Here is a 19,944-nt window from a genome sequence, read left to right on the forward strand (position 1 = left end):
TCACCACGGACGCCCGCCCGGCGCCCACCCAGTCACACCCCGCAGCACCCGGCACGACGGAACGCGAGCCCGCGCCCGTGCCGCGCTGCCCCACACCCCGAAGGACACCCCATGTCGACCAGCATCCGCCGCACCCCCGTGACACCCCTGCTCGGCCTCGCCGCCGCGGCAGCGCTCGCCCTGACGGCCTGCGTGCCGGGCGAAGGCAGCACCGGCGACTCCAGCGACTCCGCCGCATCCAGCGACACGAGCGACACCGGTTCCGACTCCGCCGCCGCCGGCACCGAGTGGTCCGACGACACCCTCGCCCTGGACTGGGCCACCTACAACCCGCTCAGCCTCGTGATCAAGGAGGAGGGCCTGCTGCAGGAGATCGTGGGCGACGGCGTGGAGATCACCTGGGTGCAATCCGCCGGCTCGAACAAGGCGAACGAGGCGCTGCGCGCCGGGGCCATCGACGTCGGCTCCACCGCCGGTTCGGCCGCGCTGCTGGCCCGCGCGAACGGCACCCCGATCCACACCGTCGCGGTCTACAGCCAGCCCGAGTGGTCCGCCCTGGTGGTCCCCGCCGACTCCGACATCACCAGCGTGGCCGACCTCGCCGGGCGCAGCGTGGCCGCCACGATCGGCACCGACCCGTACTTCTTCCTGCTGCAGGCCCTGGACGAGGCCGGGGTGAGCGCCGACGACATCACCCTGCAGAACCTGCAGCACGCCGATGGCCGAATCGCCCTGGAGAACGGCTCCGTGGACGCCTGGGCGGGGCTCGACCCGATCATGGCGGCCAGCCAGGAGGGCACCGGCACCGAACTGATCTACCGCAACATCGACTTCAACACCTACGGCTTCCTCAACGCCACCGAGGCCTTCCTCGCCGAGAGCCCCGACCTCGCCCAGGCCGTGGTGGACGCCTACGCCCAGGCGCAGCAGTGGGCCGCGGAGAACCCCGAGGAGGTCATCACCCTGCTGGCCGAGGCCGCCCAGATCGACCCCGCGATCGCCGAGCGGGTCATCGCCGATCGCACCAACCTCGCCGTCGACCTCGCGCCGGGCGCCGAGCAGCAGGCGGTGCTGGAGGTCGTCGCGCCGATCCTGGTGAGCAACGGCGACGTCGCGAGCCAGGAGAGCGTGGACGAGGCGCTGGCCACGCTGTTCGACCCGACCTTCGCCGAGGCCGCCCAGTGAGCGCGCCAGGGCCCGCACGCGGCACCGCCGCCGCCTCGGCCGCCGCACCGTCCCCCAGCACGCCCGTGCCCGACGGCGCACCCCACCCCGAGCGGTCCTCTCACCTCGTCGACTCGGTCGCCTTCCGCCGCCTGGGCGGGCTGATCATCCCGCTGGTGGTCCTCGGGGTGTGGCAGCTGGTCACCGTCACCGGCCTGGTGCCGCCCTACCGGCTGCCCACCCCGGGCAGCATCTGGCAGGCGGCCCTGGACATGGCCGCCAACGGCGACCTGTGGCTGTTCACCGCGATCTCCACCCAGCGGGTGCTGCTCGGATTCGCGATCGGTGCGGCGCTGGGACTGGTGATCGGCGCCGTCGTGGGCCTCTCCCGCCTCGGCGACATCCTGCTCACCCCGTCCCTCTCGGCGCTGCGGGCCGTGCCCTCGCTGGCGTGGGTGCCGCTGCTGATCCTGTGGCTGCAGATCGGGGAGGAGTCCAAGATCACCCTCATCGCGATCGGCTCCTTCTTCCCGGTCTACACCACGGTCTCGGCGGCGCTGAAGCACGTGGACCCGCAGATCATCGAGGCCGGCCGGGCGTTCGGGCTACGCGGCGTGCGGCTGCTGACCACGGTGCAGCTGCCGGCGGTGCTGCCCAGCGTGGTGGCCGGTCTGCGTCTGGCGCTCGCGCAGGCCTGGCTGTTCCTCGTGGCCGCCGAACTGATCGCCTCCTCGATGGGCCTGGGCTTCCTGCTGACGGAGTCCGGGGCGAACGGCCGGGTGGACCGGATGTTCCTCGCGATCATCCTGTTGGCCCTGCTGGGCACCCTGACCGACTCGATCATCGGGCTCCTCCAGCGCCGCGTGCTCAGCAGGTGGAGCTGATGGGCTGGAACGTGACGGCGGAGGCGTACGCGCGCGCCGAGGCCGATCCGCTCGCCTTCTGGGCGCAGGCCGCGGACCGGCTGCAGTGGGACACCCCGTGGCGGGAGGTCCTGGACTGGACCCCGCCCGCTCCGAGCGCCACACCCACCACACCCACCACCCCACCCGCCGCCCGGTGGTTCACCGGCGGCCGGCTGAACGCCACCACCAACTGCGTGGACCGGCACGTCGCCGCTGGCTTGGGCGCCAAGGTCGCGATCCACTGGGAGGGGGAGGACGGCGAGCGCCGCACCGTCACCTACGCCGACCTGCAGCAGCAGGTGGCCCGCGCCGCCCACGCCCTGAGCGCGCTCGGCGTCACGGCGGGCGACCGCATCGTGATCTACCTGCCGGTGCTGGTGGAGACGGTGGTGGCGACCCTGGCCGCGTTCCGGATCGGCGCCGTCGCCTCCCTGGTGTTCGGCGGGTTCTCCGCGGAGGCGGTCCGGTTCCGCATCGCCGACACCGGCGCGAAGGTCCTGGTCACCTCCGACGGCCAGTACCGCCGCGGCGCGGCCGTGCCGGTCAAGCAGGCCGCGGACGAGGCCGCCGAGGGCCTGGTGGACCACGTGCTCGTGGTGCGCCGCACCGGCGACATCCCCCGAAGCGAAGTCCCGTGGACGCCGGGCCGGGACGTGTGGTGGCACGAGGCTCTCGCCGCCGCCCCCGCGGACGCGGCGGACCACGCGCCGCTGAGCGTCGACGCCGAGCACCCGCTGTTCATCGTCTACACCTCCGGCACCACCGGACGCCCCAAGGGGCTGGTGCACACCACGGGCGGCTACCTCACCCACGCCGGCTGGGCGCACTGGGCGCACTTCGACGCCAAACCCACCGACGTGCACTGGTGCACCGCGGACCTCGCCTGGGTCACGGCACACACCTACGCGATCGTGGGCCCGCTGCTGAACGGGCTCACGGAGGTGCTCTACGAGGGCACCCCGGACACCCCGCACCGCGAGCGCCACCTGGAGATCATCCAGCGCTACGGCGTCACCACCTACTACACCGCGCCCACGCTGCTGCGCACCCTGCACTCCTGGTTCGGTGAGGACCTCCCGGCCGGGTACGACCTGAGCAGCCTGCGCCTCCTGGGAACGGTGGGCGAGGCGATCAACCCCGAGACGTGGCGCTGGTTCCAGCGGGCCTTCAGCGCCCAGGCGAGCGCGCCGCTGCCGATCATCGACACCTGGTGGCAGTCGGAGACCGGCGCCGCGATGGTCGCGCCCCTGCCCGGCGTCACCGCCCTGAAGCCGGGCAGCGCCACCCATCCCCTGCCGGGGATCGCGGTGGAGGTGGTGGACGACGACGGAGCCCCCGTTCCCGCGGGAACGCCCGGCACGCTCGTAGTCACCCGCCCCTGGCCGGGGATGGCGCGCACCGTCTGGGGCGACCCGCAGCGCTACGTCGAGGCGTACTGGTCCCGCTACGCCGGGCACGGCCCGTGGGGCGGGTACTTCGTGGCCGGTGACGGCGCGATGCGCGACGCGGACGGGCACCTGTGGCTGCTGGGCCGCCTGGACGAGGTGGTCAACGTCTCCGGGCACCGGCTGTCCACCATCGAGATCGAGTCGGCGCTGGTCGCCCACCCGGCTGTCACGGAGGCGGGCGCCACCGGGGTCCCCGATCCGCTCACCGGGCAGGCCGTCGCGGTGTTCGTGGTGCCCACCCGGCAGCCGCCGGCCCGGGACCTGGCGGCCTGGGCGGCGCTGGAGGGTGAGCTGCGCGAGGAGCTGCGCTGCGCCGTCGCCCGCGGGATCGGCCCGATCGCCAAGCCGGCGCACGTGGTCCTCGTGCCCGAGGTGCCGCGCACCCGGTCGGGGAAGATCCTGCGCCGCCTGCTCGCCCAGCTCCACGCCGGCGCCGAACTCGGCGACACCACATCCCTGCAGAACCCGTGGGCGGTGGCGCGGATCGCCGCCGCCCTGGATCACGAGGAGGCAGCATGACCCAGGAGTCCACCCAGGAGCACACGTTCGGGTTCCGCACCCGGGCCCTGCACGCCGGGGGTGTGCCGGACGCCGCCACGGGGGCGCGCGCCGTCCCGATCTATCAGTCGACCTCGTTCGTGTTCGACTCCCCCGCCGACGCCGGCGCCCTGTTCGCGCTGCAGAAGTACGGCAACATCTACAGCCGCATCGGCAACCCCACCGTGGCCGCGCTGGAGGAGCGGATCGCCTCTCTGGAGGGGGGCATCGGGGCGGTGGCGACGGCGTCGGGCATGTCCGCGGAGTTCCTCGTCTTCGCGGCCCTGGCCGGGGCGGGCGACCACATCGTCGCCTCCTCCCAGCTCTACGGCGGCACCGTGACCCAGTTGGACGTGACGCTGCGCCGGTTCGGGATCGAGACCACGTTCGTGCCCGGAACCGACCCGGCGGACTTCGCCGCCGCGATCCGCCCCACCACCCGCCTGGTCTACACCGAGGTGGTGGCGAACCCCTCCGGCGAGGTCGCCGACCTCGCGGGCCTGGCGCGGGTGGCGCACGAGGCCGGGGTGCCCCTCGTGGTGGACTCCACCCTCACCACCCCCTACCTGATCCGGCCGATCGAGCACGGCGCGGACATCGTGATCCACTCCGCCACCAAGTTCCTCGGCGGGCACGGCACCACCCTGGGCGGCGTGGTGGTGGACTCCGGCACCTTCGACTGGAGCAACACCGCGGTGATGAACGAGCCGGTGGCCTCCTACGGCGGCGTGCAGTGGTGGGGCAACTTCGGCGAGTACGGCTTCCTCACCAAGTTGCGCACCGAGCAGTTGCGCGACATCGGCCCGTCGCTCTCGGCGCAGTCCGCGTTCCAGCTCCTGCAGGGGGTGGAGACCCTCCCGCAGCGCATGGACGCCCACGTGGCGGGCGCCCGCGAGGTCGCGGCGTGGCTCGAGGCCGATCCACGGGTCAGCGAGGTGCTGTGGGCGGGCCTCCCCGGACACGTGCACCACGAGCGGGCCGCCACGCTGTTGCCGCTGGGCGCGCCGTCGGTGTTCGCGTTCCGGCTCGCCGGTGTCGGGAGCACCGGCGGCACTGACGACACCGACGGCACTGGGGGTTCCTCGCTCAGCGGCCGGGAGGTCGGCGAGCGGTTCATCACCGAACTGCGTCTGGCCTCCCACCTGGCGAACGTGGGCGACTCGCGCACCCTGGTGATCCACCCGGCCTCCACCACCCACCGGCAACTGTCCGCCGAGCAGCTCGCCGCCGGCGGCGTGCCGGAGGACCTGGTGCGGATCTCCGTGGGGTTGGAGGACGTCGAGGACATCATCTGGGACCTGGATCAGGCCCTCACGGCCGCCACCCGGGTCACCCCGCCACCCGCCGTCGGCGCGGGGGCGCGTACTGAGACCACCGAGGCGGGCGCCGCCTGCAGCCTGGAGGCCACGCGATGAGCACGACCGCCTGGCTCAACCCGACCGCCACCGAGCGGCAGGGCATCCTGCGCCGCAGCCGCCGGGTCGCGATCGTGGGCGCCTCCGGCAACCCCTCCCGCGCCTCCTACTTCGTGGCGAGCTACCTGCTGTCCAGCTCCGACTTCGAGGTCTACCTCGTCAACCCGCGGGCGAGTGAGATCCTCGGGCAGCCGGTGTACGCCTCGCTCGCCGACCTCCCGCACCCCCCGGACATCGTGGACGTCTTCCGCCGCCACGACGACCTGCCCGGGGTGCTGGACGAGGCGCTCGGGGCCGGCGCCCGCACCCTCTGGCTGCAGCTGGGTTCCTGGCACGACGACGTGGCTCGCCGCGGGCACGAGGCCGGCCTGGAGGTGGTGATGGACCGCTGCCTGAAGATCGAGCACGCCCGCTTCCACGGCGGTCTGCACCTCGCGGGGTTCAACACCGGGGTGATCGACTCCCGCCGGGCGCGCGCCTAGCCTCACGACACGAGCACGACGCCGCGAACCCGAGGCCCCCGTGACGAGACCGTGGCCTGGGGCCACGGTCTCGGCGCGGGGGCCTCGGGTTCGGCGTCAGTGTGAGCGACTCAGCCGTCGCCCTCGCCACCGCCGTCACCGTCACCGCCGTCGTCATCCGGCGGCTCGGTGGTGGTCTCGGACTCGCTGGGCTCGGGCTCCGGCTCGGTCGCGATGTAGACCGTGATCGTGGTGCCCTGCTCCACCGTGCCCTTGGGATCCCAGTCCCACACCGTGCCGGCCGGGACCTCGTCCTGCGGGATCTGCTGGAAGTTGCCGTTCAGGCCGGCATCGCGCAGCGCGGAGTTCGCCTCCTCCTGCGTCAGACCCTCGAGGTTCGGCACCGGCACGCTGCCGGAGGCCACCTCGATCCGGAAGGACTGGTTCACCTCTGCGCTCGACCCCACGCCCGGGTCGATGGAGACCACCTCACCGGCGCTGTACCCCGGCACGTTCACCTCGGTGACCAGGGTGGTGTAGCCCTGGAAGCCCGCGGCCTCCAGTGCGTTCGTGGCCTGCTCCACGGTCATCCCGATCACGTCGGGCACCTCGAGGGAGTCCGGTCCGGCAGAGACCACCAGGGTCACCTCCGGCGCGCTGCCGTCAGCGGTGACCTCCACGGCGTCCCCCGGCGCCGGGTCGGTGGAGATGACGCGACCCTCCTCGACGTCGGCACTGGCCTCGGTCTCGATCACGGGTGTGAGGCCCGCCTCGCGCACGGTGCGCTCGGCGTCGGCCTGCTCCTCGTCGATCACGTCGGGCATCTCGATGGCGTCCGGGCCGGCGGAGACCACCACGGTGACCTCGCCGCTGGCACTGCCACCGACCTGCACCACGACCCCGGCCTCGGGGTCGGTGGAGATGACGTAACCCTCCTGGACCTCGCTGCTCGCCTCGGTCTGGATCACCGGGACGAGGTCCACCTCGGTCAGCTCGGACTCAGCCTCGGTCTGGGTGAGCCCCACGACCTCGGGCACGGCGACGTCCTCGCGGCCGTCACCGCGCAGGAACGCGGCCCAGATGATCCCCCCGATCAGCAGGACGGCGATGATGGCGAGCGCCCAGATCCAGCCTCGGCCGCGCTTCTCCTCGACCTCCTCCGCCTCGGGGACCGCCGGGATGGCGGTCGAGGTGGTCCCGGTGCTGGCCGGGGTGGCGCTGAGCAGTTCAGTGGGGGCGCCACGCTGCGCGGCGTTGGCCGCCGCGTTGGACGCAGCGATCACGCCGACGGCCGGGGCACCCACCACACCGCCGCGCACCGCGGCATTCAGGTCGGCGCGCATCTCCTCGGCGCTCTGGTAGCGGATCGTCTTGTCCTTGGCGAGGGACTTCAGGGTGATGCGGTCCAGCTCCTCGGGCACGTCCGGCGCGATGGAGCTGGGAGTGGGCGGGTTCTCCCGCACGTGCTGGTAGGCGACCGCGACCGGGGAGTCCCCCTGGAAGGGCGGGCGCCCGGTGAGCAACTCGAACAGCAGCACCCCGGTGGAGTACACGTCGGAGCGGGCATCCACGACCTCACCGCGCGCCTGCTCCGGGGAGAGGTACTGCGCGGTGCCCACCACGGCCTGGGTCTGGGTCATGGTGGCGGCGGAGTCGGCGACCGCCCGGGCGATGCCGAAGTCCATCACCTTCACATCACCGGCGGTGGTGATCATGACGTTCGCGGGCTTGATGTCCCGGTGGATGATGCCGGCGTGATGGGAGTAGTCCAGCGCGGAGAGCACCCCGGTGGTGATCTCCACGGCCTCGTCCAGGGGCAGCGCCGCGCCGTCGCGCAGCAGATCGCGCACGGTGTGGCCCTCGACGTACTCCATGATGATGAACGGGACGCGCACCTCGGAGCCGTCCGAGGCGATCTGCGTGTCCTCCCCGGTGTCGTAGACCGACACGATCGCCGGGTGGTTCAGCGCCGCGGCGGACTGCGCCTCGCGGCGGAACCGTGCCTGGAAGGTGGAGTCCTGCGCCAGATCGGCGCGCAGCACCTTGATGGCCACGCGGCGCGAGAGCCGGTTGTCACGGCCGATGAGCACCTCGGCCATTCCTCCGCGGCCGATGAGCTCACCGACCTCGTACCTGCCCGCAAGCACGCGGGGTGTGCTGTCCGCCACTACCCGACCCTCTCGATTGTTCCGTCGCGATCGGTCATCGCGATCGAGGCCTTCAGCTCGACACCGTTGGTCGCGCCACCCGATTCTCCCAGGCCGCCGAGCGCAAGTGCGAGAACGGTGACCAGCGCCACCAGGATCACCACGCCCAGCGCCACCGCGATGGCCACGCGCCGGGGGACGCCATTGCGTGAGGCTACCGTCTTCGGCGGTTGCTGCACGAACGATGGGCGTGTCTGCGGCTCCGACGGTGCCCGCGACGTGGCCTCCCGCACCCCGCGGGGACGGTTCGCCGTCCAGTCGGACCTGCGCTGGTGGCCGCCTCGCCGCGGAAGGTGCCCCGGGGCGGAGGTGGCGCGGGACCGCAGGTCCGCTGCGCGCCGGGCCACGATGCCGGCGGTTGCGGGACGCTGCGCCGGATCCTTGGCGAGCATGTCCGTGATGAGGTGGGCGACGCCGTCGCTCACCTCGTCCGGGAGCCGCGGGATCGTCTCGGTGACGTGGGCCAGGGCGATGTCCGCCTGGTTGCCGCCGGTGAACGGGCGGCGCCCCGCCAGGCACTCATAGGCCACGACGCCGAGCGCGTAGATGTCACCCAGCGCGGTGGCGGAGTTCCCCATCGCCTGCTCCGGCGGTAGGTACTGGGCCGTGCCCATCACCATGCCGGGTGCCGTGATGGCCTGCTGCCCGGCGCCCACGGAGATCCCGAAGTCGATGAGGCGCACCCGACCGCCCGGGGTGAGCAGGATGTTGCCCGGCTTGATGTCGCGGTGCACCACGTGGGCACGGTGCGCGATCTCGAGCGCATCGGCGGACTGCTGCAGGATGTCCAGGGTCTCGGTCTCGGTGAGGGTGCCGCGGCGGCGCAGCAGGTCCGAGAGCGCCTCCCCGTCCACCAGTTCCATGGCCAGGTAGGCCAGACCGTCGACCTCCCCGTGCTGATGCAGGCGCGCGATCCCGGGGTGGTCCAGGCCCTGGGCGTTGCGGGCCTCGGCGGCGAAGCGGTCCAGGAACTGTTGCTGCCCCGCGAACTCGACACGCAACACCTTGACCGCGACCTCGTTCTCCCCCTCCAGGTCACGAGCACGCCACACCTCGCCCATACCGCCGGTGGCCAACCGGCCGAGGAGTTCGAACCGGCCGTCCAGGACGGACCCGCGCGCCGGGATCATGAGAGTTTCGCCTCGATCACGGCCCTCGCGATCGGCGCGGAGAGTCGGGCACCGGTGTAGTTGTCCCCGCTCGGGTCCGCGCCGTTCACCACGAGCACCGCGACCGCGATCTGCGGGTCCTCGGCCGGGGCGAAGGAGGTGAACCACGCGTGCGGGAAGGAGGCAGTGGTGCCGTCATCGATCCCCGACTCCGCCGTCCCGGTCTTCCCGGCCACGGCCACCCCCGGGATCTGCGCCGGGGCACCGGTGCCGTTGGCCACCACGTTGACCATCATCTCGGTCATCATCTCGGCCACATCGGTGCTCACCGCGGTGGACATCTCGCTCGGCTCGGTCTCGGAGACCACCGAGAGATCGGCGGCGCGTTCCGTGGCGATCAGGTAGGGGCGCATCAGCACGCCGTCGTTCGCGATCGCCGCGGCCACCATCGCCATCTGCATCGGGGTGGTGCGCACATCCCGCTGGCCGATCGCCGTCTGCGCGAGGGCGGCGTCGTCGGGGATCTCACCCAACCGGCTCGGGGTGACCGTCAAGGGGATGTCCAGGGGCTCACCCCACCCGAATGCCTCGGCCTGGTCGCGGATCGCATCCTCGCCGAGGGTCATCGCCAGATCGGCGAACGGGGTGTTGCAGGACTTCTGCAACGCGAGCATGAGCGTGGCCGTCTCACCGTCGTCGCAGGTCAGACCCGCCGGGTTCTGGATCGTGGCGGTGGACCCGGGCAGGGTCAGCACGTCCGGTGCCGGTACCCGGGTCTCGGGGGTGTAGTCACCGGTGGAGAGCGCCGCCGCCGTGTCGATCAGTTTGAACGTGGACCCGGGGGCGTAGGTCTGCCCGGCGATCGCGCGGTTGGCGAGCGGATCAGCCGGGTCGTTGATCAGGTCCTCCCACGCGGAGTTCGCGGCCGCGGTGTCGTGGGAGGCCAGCAGATTCGGGTCGAAACTCGGGGTGGAGACCATCGCGAGCACGGCGCCCGTGGCGGGGTCCAGGGCCACCACCGCACCCTCGGCCTCGCCCAGCGCCTCGTAGGCCACCCGTTGCAGTTCGGGGTCGATCGTCAGCTCCACGCTGCCGCCCTCGGGCTGGGACCCGGTGATGAGGTCCTCCAGGCGCTGGCGCCACAGGGTCGGCGAGGTGCCGTTGAGCACGGAGTTCGCGGCGCGTTCGATCCCGGTGGGCTGGAACACCACGGAGGTGTAGCCCGTGACGGGGGCGTACAGGGCGCCATCGGCGTAGGTGCGCTGGAACCGGTAGGGCGTGTCCACCTCGACCGAGTAGGCGATCTCCTCGCCGGCGATCACGATCGGTCCCCGTTCGCGTCCCTGCTCGCGGTAGGTGATGCGCACGTTGCGGGAGTCGGCATTGAGTTCGCTCGCCTGCACGAACTGGATGTAGGTCAGCGCCCCGATGAGCACGAGGAACATGACCAGGACGACGGCGCTGATCCGGCGCAGCGGGGCGTTCATGCGCGATCACCCGCCGCCGCTCGGGGCCCGGTTGCCACGCCGGGGCCGCCGACACCCTGGCCTGGTCCGGCGCCCGGGACCGTGGCCGGCACACCCTCGGGCACCCCGGGGCGCCGCGCGCCGTCGGAGATGCGCATCAGCAGGGCCACGATCACCCAGTTGGCCAGCAACGAGGACCCGCCGGCGGCGAGGAACGGCATGGTCAGCCCCGACAGCGGGATCACACGGGTCACGCCGCCCACCACGATGAAGACCTGCAGGGCGATGACGAACGCGAGGCCGCTGGCCAGGAGCTTGCCGAACCCGTCCCGTACCCCGATCGCGATCCGCAGCCCGCGCTGCGCCATGATCAGGTAGAGCAGCAGGATCGCCACGATCCCGGTCAGGCCCAGCTCCTCCGCCAGGCTCGCCACGATCATGTCCGCGTTCGCGGAGTAGGTCAGGGTCGGATAGCCCTCACCCCACCCGGTGCCGAAGAGTCCGCCGCCGGCCATCCCGAACAGGCCCGAGACGATCTGGCCGGAGCCGCCCGGCGACCGGTTGTACACCTCGGGGTCCAGGGCGTGGAGCCACACATCGAAGCGTGCCTCCACGTACCCCACGTTCATCGCCACCAGGGCCACCCCACCCACGCTGAGCAGCACGCCGATGATCACCCACGAGAGGCGCTCGGTGGCCACGTAGAGCATCGCGATGAACAGCCCGAACAGCAGGATGGAGGTGCCCAGTTCGCGCTGGAACAGCAGCACCACGATGCTCAGCGCCCAGGCCAGCAGGATCGGGCCGAGGTCCCGCATCCGGGGCAGCGTGAGGCCGAGCACCTTCTTTCCCGCCAGGGTGAGGGTGTCGCGGTGGGTCACGAGGTACCCGGCGAAGAAGATCGCGAACGCGATCTTCGCGAGCTCCGCCGGCTGGAAGGAGAACCCGCCGATCCCGATCCACAGCCGCGACCCGTTGATCTCGCGACCGATCCCGGGCGCCAGGGGCAGGAGGAGGAGCACGAGGCCGGCCACGAGGGAGGTCCAGGTGTAACGCCGCAGCGTGCGGTGGTCACGCAGCAGGATCAGCACCGCGAACCCGCACACGGCCCCGACCACCATCCACATCATGTGCCGCGAAGGGTCCACGTCCCAGCCCGGCACGTTCACCCGGTTGTTCAGCGTGATGTGCACGCGGGTGATCATCGTCAGGCCGATGCCGTTGAGCGCCACCACCACCGGCAGCAGCACAGGATCGGCGTACGGGGCACGCCAGCGCAGCACGAGGTGCCCGGCCAGGCCGAGCCCGGCCAGCAGGAGCGCGTAGGTGAGGAGGTAGTCGGGCACCTGACCGTCCAGGGCCAGCCCGACCTGCCAGGTGCCGTAGACCCCGATCGCCACCGCGGGCAGCAGGAGCGCCAGTTCGGTCCACCGCCCCGTGCGGGGGGTGATCTGCATGACGGTCGCCATCAGCCCTCCCCGCTCTGGTCCTGGGCCTGGTCCTGTTCCTGCTCCTGGGCCTGCTCCCGCAGGCTCTCCACCACGGCGCGTGCCTCGGCCAGGGTGGCGTCACCGGAGGTGATGCCGTCCTGCAGTCGGGTGCGAGCAAAGGAGGGCAGATCCTCCAGGCGGATGTCGGTCTCCTCCAGCACCTCGTTCAGGATCATCGGACCGACCTCCTGCGGGATGCCGCGGTAGATCGCCACCGACCCCTGCGACTCCCCCACGAAGTACTGCGTCTGGGTCCAGGAGTACCCCAGGAACCCGGCCACGACGAGCGCGACCAGCAGCACGGCCGCGATGATCGCCTGCCACCATCGGCGCCGGCGGCGAGCCGGATCGCGCCGGGGCGCCGCGTCGTCCGCCGCTGCGGGGCGCGCCAGGAGGGCGGCGGCGCGTCCGGCCGCACCACCCACACCCTTGGAGGGCTTGAGCCAGTGCTCGGTGGCGGCACCGACCACCTGCGGGGTCGTCTCGGGTGCGCGCCCGTCCTTCACGTCGTCCAGTTCGACCACGTCAGCCAACACGACGGTGACGTTGTCCGGACCGCCGGCGCGCAACGCGAGGTCCACCAGGTCGTCCGCGCACTGCCCCGGATCGACCACCGAGGTCAGCACGTCCTCGATCGTCTCCGCGCTGACGTAGGACGACAGCCCGTCCGAGCACAACAGGAACCGGTCACCCGCGCGCAACTCCCGCAGTGACTCGTCCAGGTCCACGCCCAGGTCGTGGTCACCCAGCACCCGCATCACCACCGAGCGGTGGGGATGCTGCTCGGCCTCCTCCGGGTCGAGTTGTCCGAGGTCCACCAGGTGCTGCACGTAGGTGTGGTCGGTGGTCAGCCGGGTGACCTCACCCGCGCGCACCAGGTAGGCGCGGGAGTCACCGATGTGCGCCATCGCGAGCCGCTTACCGGAGCGCAGCGCGGCGATCACGGTGGAGCCGAGTCCCTGCAGTTCAGGGTCCGCGAGCGCCTTGGTGCGCAGCTCCGTGTAGGCCTCCGCGACGGCATCACGCAGCAGGGCGAGCAGGTCCCCCGCGTGGGACTCGCCGTCGAGCGGTGCGAGGTGGGCGATCGCGATGGAGGAGGCGACGTCACCGCCCTGCGGGCCACCCATGCCGTCGGCGAGGACCAGCAGGTGCGGCCCGGCGTACCCGGAGTCCTGGTTGGTCTCACGCAACAACCCGACGTCGGAGCGCGCGGCATAGGAGAAGGCCAGGACCACTAGAGCCTCAGTTCCAGCACGGTCTTGCCGACCCGCAGCGGCATGTTCAGGTCCATGGGGACCGCATCGCCCACCCGCTCCTCACCGAGCCAGGTCCCATTGGTGGAGCCGAGGTCCTCCACGAACCAGCGGCCGTCGTGGGGGAAGATCCGGGCGTGCCTGCCGGAGGCGTAGTCGTCGTCGACCACGAGCGTGCAGGAGGGGGCGCGGCCGATGAGGACCGCGGACGTGCTCAGGCTGAGCTGGGTGCCGCGCAGTGGGCCCTCCAGCACCAGCAGCGTCACCGGGACGGAGCGTGCGGAGGGCTCCTCGCCGTCTGCCTCCACCGCCACCGGTGGGGAACGCCGGCGCAGTCCCTTCTTGCCCGCCGTACGAGCCGCCACGCGCGTGCCGAAGACGTCTCGGCGCAGCGCGTTGATGCACCACAACACCAGGAGCCACAGGAGCACGAGATAGCTCAGGCGCAGCAGTGAGAGGACCAGTTCGCTCACGCGATTGCGTCCCGGCCGGTGTAGAACATGAAGCGGGTGCGGCCGAACGTCACAGTATTGCCGTTCACGAGAGTGGCAGCCGTGATGCGGTTGCCCTCCACGAAGGTCCCGTTCGTGGAGCCGAGATCGGTCAGGATGACCCCGCGCGGGGTGCGGCGCAACTCGAGGTGACGACGGGAGACGCCCGTGTCGTCCACCACGATGTCCGCCTCCGCTCCGCGGCCCAGGACGGTGACATCGCTGGTCAGCACGTACCGCGCGCCGTCGATGTCGATCACGGGCAGCGGCTCGGGCGCGCGGGGCGCGGGCGCGGCGGCCCCGCCCGGCGTGGATGCGGCGGCCTCGGGCGAACCCTCGGACCGCTTGGTGGAGGAACGCACGCGGAAACGTCCGGTCTCCAACTCCCCCTCGGCGGCGAACTGCACCGACAGCGGACCCACGATGGAGTAACCCTGCTCGCGCGCGTAGTCCGCCGCGGAGGACACGATCTCCTGGGCGAGGGCGTCAGACCCCCACTCCTCCACGCGCTCGTAGTCGCTCTCACCGAGCTCGACCTCGAACACGTTCGGGACCACGGTGCGGCCCTGACTGAACGCGGCCGCGCGGTCGTCCATGTCGCGGTGGATGGCGCTGGCGATCTCGACGGGCTTCACCTCGGACTTGAAGGCCTTGGCGAAGGCGCCCGAGACCACGCGCTCCACGCCCTTCTCGAACCTGTCCATCACGCCCATCGCACGCCTCCTTCCGTTCGGCCTCCTCGCGCCACGAGGTCACCTCGTGGCGCACGTCACGACTCCCGGACCATGGTAACGGCGAGATCACGTGGGGGAGGTGCCGGTGGTGGGGAGGTGTCGTGAGCGATTCGGCCGACGCCGCCGGGCCGTGGTAGAGTCCTCGAGGTTGAGCGACGGGAGTCGCGCAGCAACGCGCAAGTGGCGGAATAGGCAGACGCGCACGGTTCAGGTCCGTGTGCCCGAAAGGGCGTGGGGGTTCAACTCCCCCCTTGCGCACCACACACGAACGGCGGAATCCCAACGAAAACTGGGGTTCCGCCGTCGTCATTCCCGGGGTGATGTACCAATCCGATGTACCAAACCCACTCCACGGCAAGTGAGTACACCTGAGAGCAGGTAGGACCAGGTAGTGGTAGGGGGTATACGCACGGGCGCACCCTCGCCCTCATCGGCCCCGTCGTCCACATCGGCCCCTCTTGCCCGGGAGGATGGGACAACCTGCCTGCGGAGTCCCGGCAGGTTTGGATGTGGGCGCGCTGAGGTACTAATGGTCCCCGAATGTCAACGAACAGACCGCGCTAGAGTCAAGAAGTGTCAGATACTCACTAGCGAGACCAGGGGGCAGCACAGTGAAGGCCGAGCAACTGCGGGCTGCGGCGCTCAAACGATGGGCGTGGCGCACTGAGACCCGGTACCAAATCATCAACACCGACATTGACGGCCTACTCGCCGCCGCGAAACTGCACGATCACTTCGGCTGGCCCGTCATCGGCTTCAATGACCTCACGACCATCTGGGTCGAAGAGACACACCAAGGCCGCACCCCCAAGTCTCAGGTCGCGTGGGTTGACCTCGCGATGTGCCGCCCCGGGGACCGCTGCATCGACCAGCACGTCGTCGCCCGTACCGCGCAGGAAGCAAGCGTGATCGAAGCGCACGGGCACTCCGTGAACCCCAACCTCATCGCGGGCAGGTATCAGAACGATCTCTACAAGGAGAAGTATCCGTTCGGCACCTATCAGTGGGTGTCGTGGCTCCTCGGTGAGGATGAACGGCGCGGCGACCCTGCCATAGACAGGATCGGCGCTGGCCTCGCCTGGATGCCAGACGGGCCATCTATCTCCATGGGCAAGTACAAGACGAACGTGCTGAACTGGGCGTGCGAATTGATGCCCGGCAGCATCCTGCATCCCGGCGCTCGACTCGCCGACACACCATCCTTCACCCCCCGGGCGTGGGTAGCGGAAGCAAAGCAGTACCTGACTCGTGCGTCCGGGGTTTGCACCAACTGGGGAGAGAGTGACCAGTGGAGCCAGCCACCCGGGGAGCAGGTCCCCCGGCGAGACGACATGCAGGCGCTACTCGACGCCATCACCCGCCACTACGGGTGGAAGCGACTAACCCTGCCCAGCAGGTACGTCGCCACGCGAGGGAGTCGCGACTGGGATGGCGTGCCACCCGGCTGGCCCCAGTCTGCGGGCGCGTCCGGCGTCATCTCAGCCGCGGCGATCACGGGGAAGAAGTGGTCATGGACCACCGCAGTGGACACCAGGGCGCGATCCTGAGCCGCGTCGTGTCGGTACTTGCGCAACCACGAGCTACCTGGTTAGCTCGTACACACGTATGACCCCTTGCACTGCGGAGACGACCATGACCGAGCCCACCGCCACCTACGCCGACCTCTTCGCGGGCATCGGCGGGTTCGCCGCCGTCCTCCAAGCCCTCGGGGTCCATCACGCCTACGCCGTGGAAATCGACAAGGCCGCAGCCACCACCTACGCCCGCAACTGGGGGCATGACCCGCTGGGTGACGTCACCGTCGACACCGCCGACATCACCACCCGCGTCTCCGCCCACACCATCCTCACCGGCGGCTTCCCTTGCCAGCCGTTCAGCAAGTCCGGCGCTCAGCGCGGCATGGACGAGACCCGCGGCACCCTCTTCCACGACATCATGAAGATCGTCCAGGCGCGGCGTCCACCGATGATCCTGCTAGAGAACGTCCGCAACCTGATCGGCCCCCGCCACGCGCACGAGTGGGCATTGATCATCGACCTCCTCCGGGAAGCCGGCTATCAGGTCAGCGACCAGCCGGCCATCGTCTCCCCGCACCAGATCAAGCCCGAGTACGGGGGCGCGCCACAGGTGCGCGAGCGGGTCTTCATCACCGCCACGCTCGTCCCCGAGGGACGCGTGGCGGACCCCACGGTCGGTCCCGTCACCATCCTGGATGAGGCACGCATGGACCGGGAGTGGGACCTCAACCTCGACCTCCCCCTCCTCACGGTCGACGCACAGCACGACCTCACGGGCACCGAACTGTCGGATAGTGAGGTCGCGTGGATCGACCACTGGGAATCGTGGGTGCAGGCAGTCCGTGTCCTGTACGCGGCAGAGGCCGACCGTGACGGAGCACCCGCGAAGCGCCTGCCCGGCTTCCCGATCTGGGCGCACGTATGGACAACCAGCGACCGCAAGCGGCGCGCGCTCATGGCCCCCGGCGGCGTCCGGGTACCCGCCTGGAAGGCGAACTTCCTCACCAAGAACTGGGACCTCTACGACGGGCTACGTGCCCGGGGCCTGGGCGACTGGCTCGATCAGTGGCTACGGGTCACCCGCACGTTCCCGGAGTCACGCCAGAAGCTCGAGTGGCAGGCGCAGGACACCGAGCACCTGTGGGACTGTGCGATGAGTCTGCGTCCCTCAGGTATCCGCGCCAAGCGCATGACCCACCTGCCTGCGCTGGTCGCGATCACCCAGACCCCCATCCTGGGTCCGAAGCGACGCCGCCTGGCACCCCGGGAAGCAGCACGCATGCAGGGCCTGCCCGACAACTACGACTTCGGCGGCCAGCGCAACGCCGCGACGTTCAAGCAGTTGGGCAACGGCGTCAACGCGGGCGTGGTGTGGAACGTGTTGCGCGCCCACGTTGCCCGCGACCGCGACCTGCTGATGGCCAACGGCGCCGCCAAGATCGTGGAGGCCGTGGACGCCGGCCCTGACGACCTGACTCACCAGATCGCGCAGGTCCTCACCAACCGGAAGACCCATGCCGACGCTGATGCGAAGGTTGGGGCGTGACCTAGGTGTACTGACCCGTGGGGTTGTTGACGCGGTCGATGGGGCGTTGACCGCGGATGCCGAGGTGGGGTCGTTCTAGGTTGTAGTGCTCGAGCCAGGTTGGCAAGGCTGCTGCTCGGTCGGTGTTGCTGGTCCAGACCTGGGTGTAGGCCCACTCGGTGACCAGGGTGCGGTTGAGACGTTCGACTTTGCCGTTGGTCCAGGGGCAGTGGGGGCGGATGAACTTCTGCTTCGCTCCCAGCATGGCGACCGCGCTGATGAAGGCTGTGCCGCGGCGGTAGGCCAGGGCGTTGTCGGTGATGACTCGTTCGATCCGTGTGATGCCGTGGGTGGCGAAGTAGGCCGCGGCGTTGGTCAGGAACTGGGCGCAGGTGGCGGTGTTCTCGTCGGGGTGGATCTCGGCGTAGGCGAGCCGGGTGTGGTCATCGATCGCGGCGTGGACGTAGTCGTAGCCGTTCCCGCGTCCGCGAACCTGTTCGCGGCGGCCGTGGGCACGCCAGCCACCGCCGCTGGGGATGCGCCCGAGCTTCTTCACGTCCACGTGGATCAACGAGCCGGGGTAGGCGTGCTCGTAGCGCTGAGCGCTGCGGCGCCGGGCCCTGATGACCTGGCCCGTGAGCGGGTCGCACTCGGACAGACGTGGGGTGTGGTGACGAGCCAGGACCCGGCCAACGGTCGAGGCGGGCAGGCCGAGGCGGCGTGCGATCCAGACCGGGCCACGGCGGCTCAGGAGGCGCTCGATCCGGATCCGGGTCTCGATGCAGGCCGGGGTTCGTCCCGGGTGGCTGTGGGCCACGCTCGAGCGGTCCTGAAGACCGGGTAGTCCTTCGGTCTGGAATCGTCGCCACCAGCGCCAGGCCGTGGTGCGGGAGACACCCATCTCGGCCGCGACATGAGCCACTGCTCGACCGGATCCGATCCGTTGCACCATCGTGAGCCTGCCGGCAGGGGTCAGCCGGGCGTTAGCGTGAGACACGAGAGACCTCCGTTGATCGATCTGGGCACTTTCAGCAGTCCCAACTCGACACGGAGGTCTCTCGCTACGTCAACAACCCTCCTGGTCAGTACACCTAGGAGCCGGTCACCTTCGACAGCAGCGCGCTGAACTGGTCCTCGCTGATCTGACCGCTGTCCCTCAAAGCGATCAGAGCGTTGACGTCTCCCACCACCCCGGTCTGCTGGGGCTTCGCGGCCTGGAACATGCCCGCCAGACGGGGGAACCTCTCCGGGGTTGCGATGGTCTCCGTGTAGGCCAAGAACGGATTCTCGCGGCCTCGGCCCTCGTTCACTGGGGCCTCTAGGGCGGCAACACACTCAGGGTGATCAGTCGCATGCCGGGCCACCACCCCGAACGGCAGGACGACCGCATCAGATTTCGCCCGGGCCATTGATGCAGCCGCGACATGGGTGTCGGGGTCGATGAACACCAAGCCGGGCAGGTGGGGGGAGACGAAGACGGTGGGTTCGGTGAAGCCTCGCCCGCTCCCGCCGAGGCCGTTCGTGAGGCGGTACTCGCCCTTGGACTTCGCGGTCTGCGCCTTCACGCTCCACATCCCACGGGCGGCGTTCTGCAAGTCGACCAGGTCGAAACCGTTGACGCCGTGCCCGCCGGGGATGGTGAGGACACCGAGTGACCATGCGGCGGCTGCGATGAGCCACTCCACTGCGGCACCCACCACGAACCTGTTGCCCCTATCGGCGGGGTCGACCCTGTCGACGTTGACTCGCATCGCGGCTTCAAGTTCGCGGCGTAGGCCCGTGTCGGCGGCGAGTCCGTCGCGCACCTGGTCGAACTGGGTGGAGCCGGAGGTCGTGGTGGCGGGGGGCACATCCCGACCCTAGCGGTAGGGGCTGTTTCCGCCCATGGAGAATCGCCATAACTGCAGGTACCTACTGGATGGGTCTCCAGGTAACCGTGCGGCAATCGCACGTCAGCGGCTCCCCGAACTCGGCCTGCCAGTCGTGCGCGTCGTCGGGTGTGACGGGTGTCGTGTCGCCCTGTAGGACGGGGCGGCGGGTGGCCATGGGTGCCTCCGATGGGGAAACACGCGCGCCGCAGCACTCCGAGCCGCCCACGACGCCGGCACCACCTAGGGAGCCATCGCCGGAGCACTCGGCATCACCGACGCCCGCGTCATCGCCATGAGCCGCCCCGCAGACAAGCGCCGCGCAGCCCGCACCCGATAACCCCTGCCCCCCGC

16 protein-coding genes and 1 tRNA gene are annotated in these 19,944 nt (G+C 70.6%); 8 read left to right on the forward strand and 9 right to left on the reverse strand.

The window, feature by feature from the left end; all coding sequences use genetic code 11:
* Nucleotides 1-111: 111 nt before the first annotated feature.
* The 5 genes from ATL40_RS13495 (at nucleotide 112) to ATL40_RS13515 (ending at nucleotide 5,951) form a co-directional block, all read left to right on the forward strand.
* Nucleotides 112-1,185: an aliphatic sulfonate ABC transporter substrate-binding protein gene (locus ATL40_RS13495; protein WP_098470001.1), complete on the forward strand. Its 1,074-nt coding sequence runs from the start codon at nucleotides 112-114 to the stop codon at nucleotides 1,183-1,185.
* A gap of 65 nt (nucleotides 1,186-1,250) precedes the next feature.
* Nucleotides 1,251-2,048: an ABC transporter permease gene (locus ATL40_RS13500; protein WP_098470505.1), complete on the forward strand. Its 798-nt coding sequence runs from the start codon at nucleotides 1,251-1,253 to the stop codon at nucleotides 2,046-2,048.
* The gene (acs, locus tag ATL40_RS13505; protein WP_098470504.1) at nucleotides 2,048-4,036 is read left to right on the forward strand and encodes an acetate--CoA ligase; all 1,989 of its coding nucleotides are present in this window, start codon (nucleotides 2,048-2,050) and stop codon (nucleotides 4,034-4,036) included. Before ATL40_RS13500 ends, acs begins: the two co-directional genes overlap by 1 nt.
* Nucleotides 4,033-5,469, forward strand: a complete 1,437-nt coding sequence (locus ATL40_RS13510) for an O-acetylhomoserine aminocarboxypropyltransferase/cysteine synthase family protein (protein ID WP_098470002.1) — start codon at nucleotides 4,033-4,035, stop codon at nucleotides 5,467-5,469. The genes acs and ATL40_RS13510 overlap by 4 nt, the downstream gene beginning before the upstream one ends.
* A complete protein-coding gene (locus tag ATL40_RS13515; RefSeq protein ID WP_098470003.1) occupies nucleotides 5,466-5,951 on the forward strand; it encodes a CoA-binding protein in 486 nt (161 codons plus the stop codon). Before ATL40_RS13510 ends, ATL40_RS13515 begins: the two co-directional genes overlap by 4 nt.
* 110 nt (nucleotides 5,952-6,061) lie before the next feature.
* On the opposite strand, the gene pknB is transcribed toward ATL40_RS13515, so the two are convergent.
* Genes pknB through ATL40_RS13550 form a run of 7 tightly spaced genes read right to left on the reverse strand, consistent with a single transcriptional unit; the run spans nucleotide 6,062 to nucleotide 14,659 of the window.
* Nucleotides 6,062-8,098 (reverse strand): Stk1 family PASTA domain-containing Ser/Thr kinase, encoded by a 2,037-nt coding sequence (pknB, locus tag ATL40_RS13520; protein WP_098470004.1) that lies wholly within the window; start codon nucleotides 8,096-8,098, stop codon nucleotides 6,062-6,064.
* Nucleotides 8,098-9,267, reverse strand: a complete 1,170-nt coding sequence (locus ATL40_RS13525; protein WP_098470005.1) for a serine/threonine-protein kinase — start codon at nucleotides 9,265-9,267, stop codon at nucleotides 8,098-8,100. The genes pknB and ATL40_RS13525 overlap by 1 nt, the downstream gene beginning before the upstream one ends.
* Nucleotides 9,264-10,733, reverse strand: coding sequence for a peptidoglycan D,D-transpeptidase FtsI family protein (locus ATL40_RS13530; protein WP_098470006.1), 1,470 nt, complete (start codon nucleotides 10,731-10,733; stop codon nucleotides 9,264-9,266). The genes ATL40_RS13525 and ATL40_RS13530 overlap by 4 nt, the downstream gene beginning before the upstream one ends.
* Entirely contained in the window at nucleotides 10,730-12,181 is a 1,452-nt protein-coding gene (locus ATL40_RS13535; RefSeq protein ID WP_098470007.1) for an FtsW/RodA/SpoVE family cell cycle protein, read from the reverse strand. The genes ATL40_RS13530 and ATL40_RS13535 overlap by 4 nt, the downstream gene beginning before the upstream one ends.
* A complete protein-coding gene (locus ATL40_RS13540) occupies nucleotides 12,181-13,437 on the reverse strand; it encodes a PP2C family protein-serine/threonine phosphatase (RefSeq protein WP_098470008.1) in 1,257 nt (418 codons plus the stop codon). Before ATL40_RS13540 ends, ATL40_RS13535 begins: the two co-directional genes overlap by 1 nt.
* Nucleotides 13,437-13,928: an FHA domain-containing protein FhaB/FipA gene (locus ATL40_RS13545; RefSeq protein ID WP_098470009.1), complete on the reverse strand. Its 492-nt coding sequence runs from the start codon at nucleotides 13,926-13,928 to the stop codon at nucleotides 13,437-13,439. The genes ATL40_RS13540 and ATL40_RS13545 overlap by 1 nt, the downstream gene beginning before the upstream one ends.
* Nucleotides 13,925-14,659, reverse strand: coding sequence for an FHA domain-containing protein (locus tag ATL40_RS13550; RefSeq protein ID WP_098470010.1), 735 nt, complete (start codon nucleotides 14,657-14,659; stop codon nucleotides 13,925-13,927). The genes ATL40_RS13545 and ATL40_RS13550 overlap by 4 nt, the downstream gene beginning before the upstream one ends.
* 195 nt (nucleotides 14,660-14,854) lie before the next feature.
* Here ATL40_RS13550 and ATL40_RS13555 point away from each other — a divergent pair.
* The 3 genes from ATL40_RS13555 to dcm all read left to right on the forward strand — a co-directional run bounded on the left by ATL40_RS13555 (nucleotide 14,855) and on the right by dcm (nucleotide 17,743).
* Nucleotides 14,855-14,941 (forward strand) — tRNA-Leu (locus ATL40_RS13555).
* Nucleotides 14,942-15,291: 350 nt separating this feature from the next.
* Nucleotides 15,292-16,227, forward strand: coding sequence for a hypothetical protein (locus tag ATL40_RS13560; protein ID WP_098470011.1), 936 nt, complete (start codon nucleotides 15,292-15,294; stop codon nucleotides 16,225-16,227).
* Nucleotides 16,228-16,312: 85 nt separating this feature from the next.
* Nucleotides 16,313-17,743, forward strand: a complete 1,431-nt coding sequence (gene dcm, locus ATL40_RS13565; protein ID WP_098470012.1) for a DNA (cytosine-5-)-methyltransferase — start codon at nucleotides 16,313-16,315, stop codon at nucleotides 17,741-17,743.
* 1 nt (nucleotide 17,744) lies between these two features.
* On the opposite strand, the gene ATL40_RS13570 is transcribed toward dcm, so the two are convergent.
* Together ATL40_RS13570 and ATL40_RS13575 are read right to left on the reverse strand one after the other, a co-directional pair.
* Nucleotides 17,745-18,719, reverse strand: a complete 975-nt coding sequence (locus tag ATL40_RS13570; RefSeq protein ID WP_098468780.1) for an IS481 family transposase — start codon at nucleotides 18,717-18,719, stop codon at nucleotides 17,745-17,747.
* A 94-nt stretch (nucleotides 18,720-18,813) separates the two neighbouring features.
* On the reverse strand, nucleotides 18,814-19,572 hold the full coding sequence (locus ATL40_RS13575; RefSeq protein ID WP_098470013.1) for a hypothetical protein: 759 nt from the start codon (nucleotides 19,570-19,572) through the stop codon (nucleotides 18,814-18,816).
* Nucleotides 19,573-19,944 lie beyond the last annotated feature (372 nt).

The sequence above is a fragment of the Serinibacter salmoneus genome (assembly GCF_002563925.1).
Taxonomy (GTDB): Bacteria; Actinomycetota; Actinomycetes; order Actinomycetales; family Beutenbergiaceae; genus Serinibacter; species Serinibacter salmoneus.

Coding starts and splice junctions, on each gene's coding strand:
- ATL40_RS13495 (WP_098470001.1), top strand. CDS start 112: ATGTCGACCAGCATCCGCCGCACCCCCGTGACACCCCTGCTCGGCCTC.
- acs (WP_098470504.1), top strand. CDS start 2,048: ATGGGCTGGAACGTGACGGCGGAGGCGTACGCGCGCGCCGAGGCCGAT.
- ATL40_RS13510 (WP_098470002.1), top strand. CDS start 4,033: ATGACCCAGGAGTCCACCCAGGAGCACACGTTCGGGTTCCGCACCCGG.
- ATL40_RS13515 (WP_098470003.1), top strand. CDS start 5,466: ATGAGCACGACCGCCTGGCTCAACCCGACCGCCACCGAGCGGCAGGGC.
- ATL40_RS13525 (WP_098470005.1), bottom strand. CDS start 9,267: ATGATCCCGGCGCGCGGGTCCGTCCTGGACGGCCGGTTCGAACTCCTC.
- ATL40_RS13530 (WP_098470006.1), bottom strand. CDS start 10,733: ATGAACGCCCCGCTGCGCCGGATCAGCGCCGTCGTCCTGGTCATGTTC.
- ATL40_RS13535 (WP_098470007.1), bottom strand. CDS start 12,181: ATGGCGACCGTCATGCAGATCACCCCCCGCACGGGGCGGTGGACCGAA.
- ATL40_RS13550 (WP_098470010.1), bottom strand. CDS start 14,659: ATGGGCGTGATGGACAGGTTCGAGAAGGGCGTGGAGCGCGTGGTCTCG.
- dcm (WP_098470012.1), top strand. CDS start 16,313: ATGACCGAGCCCACCGCCACCTACGCCGACCTCTTCGCGGGCATCGGC.